Source organism: Micromonospora sp. ATA51 (genome assembly GCF_016802855.1).
Lineage (GTDB): Bacteria > Actinomycetota > Actinomycetes > Mycobacteriales > Micromonosporaceae > Micromonospora > Micromonospora sicca.
This window is the reverse complement of the sequence record NZ_JAEVHJ010000659.1, coordinates 1-1,347: the sequence shown is the minus strand read 5'-3', so window position 1 is coordinate 1,347 and position 1,347 is coordinate 1. Positions and strand designations below refer to the sequence as shown.

Sequence of the window (1,347 nt, the reverse complement as noted above, 5' to 3'; positions counted from 1 at the left end):
CGTCGCCGCGGCGGTGGCCGAGGCGCACCACGACGCGTTGCGGCTGCGCCCGTACGCCCGACCGGACCTGCTGGGGCTGCTGCGCTGCCCGACGGAGCTGCGGTGGCCGGCCCGGGCGACCGACGACGGACCCGGCTCGGACCTGGATCCGCAGGTGACCGCTCTGCACGAGGCGATCCTCGCGGCCACCCGGGAGCTCAGTCCGACCGAGACCTCGCTCAAGCAGAGCGCCACCCGCCTCACCACCGCGCTGACCGAGCTGCAGGCGCAGCTGCCGGCGGCCGGGCTCGACCAGCGGCCCGAGTGGGACACCGACGACGGGGTCATCGTCGTCCGAGTCGTCGACGAGCAGGGGCTCACCCCGGTGGCGCACTTCGCCGACCGAATCGCCCGCGAGCGACGCGACCAGGAACAGCTGCTCACCGATGCCGAGCAGCGAGTGCTGGAGGACGCGTTGCTCGGCCAGCTCGCCCGGCAGATCCACCACCGCACCATCGAGGCCCGTGACCTGGTGGGAGCGATGGACACCCAGATGCGGGCCCGCCGGATGTCCTCCGGGCTCACCGTCGGCGTCGGCTGGCGGCTCGCGGACGACCTCGACGCTGAGCAGCGGGAGGTCTGCAAGCTGCTGGAACGGGATCCGGCCCGGCTGGGGCCGGCGCAGCTCACCACCATGCGCCGGCACTTCGCCGCCCGGATCAAGGCGGCACGGGCGATGCACCTCGAGCGGCCGTACCGGGAACTGCTGGGTGAGGTGCTCGACTACCGGCAGTGGCGCACGTTCGCCTTCACCCTGCACCGGCCCGGCGGCGGCACCGAGGCCCTGACCCGGGCCCGGCACAGCCAGCTCTCCGGTGGCGAACAGTCGGTGTCGCTGCACCTGCCGCTGTTCGCCGCCGCCAACGCCCTGTTCAGCTCGGCCCGGCTGGACGCGCCCCGCCTGCTCGGTCTGGACGAGGCATTCGCCGGGGTGGACGACACCGGCCGCGGCGAGCTGATGGCGCTGGCGAAGCAGTTCGACCTGGACCTGTTCATGACCGGGTACGACCTGTGGGCCACCCACCCGGCGGTCAGCGGCGCGGCGCACTACGACCTGTCCCACTCCACCGTCGAGCACACGGTCTCCACCCTGCTGCTCGTGTGGGACGGCTCGGTCAACATCGCCGACTTCGACGGGACGCTGGCCCGCGCGCTCGGCTCGCCGGAGACCCGCCGCGCGCCGGGCACCGCCGACCCCTTCGACCCGTCCGAGCTCGTCCTCGGCCTCGCCGACGAATGAGGGTGCGCCCGCAGCCGCCAACCGACCAGGCCGACCCCGCCGGCCGGCCGCGGCCCAGTCCGAGCCAG

General features: G+C 74.1%; 1 protein-coding gene. It reads left to right on the top strand.

What is annotated here, in order from left to right; all coding sequences use genetic code 11:
* Positions 1-1,279 (top strand): SbcC/MukB-like Walker B domain-containing protein (locus JNW87_RS38740; protein WP_305070487.1); only part of this gene is annotated, 1,279 nt, incomplete at its 5' end.
* Positions 1,280-1,347: the final 68 nt, after the last annotated feature.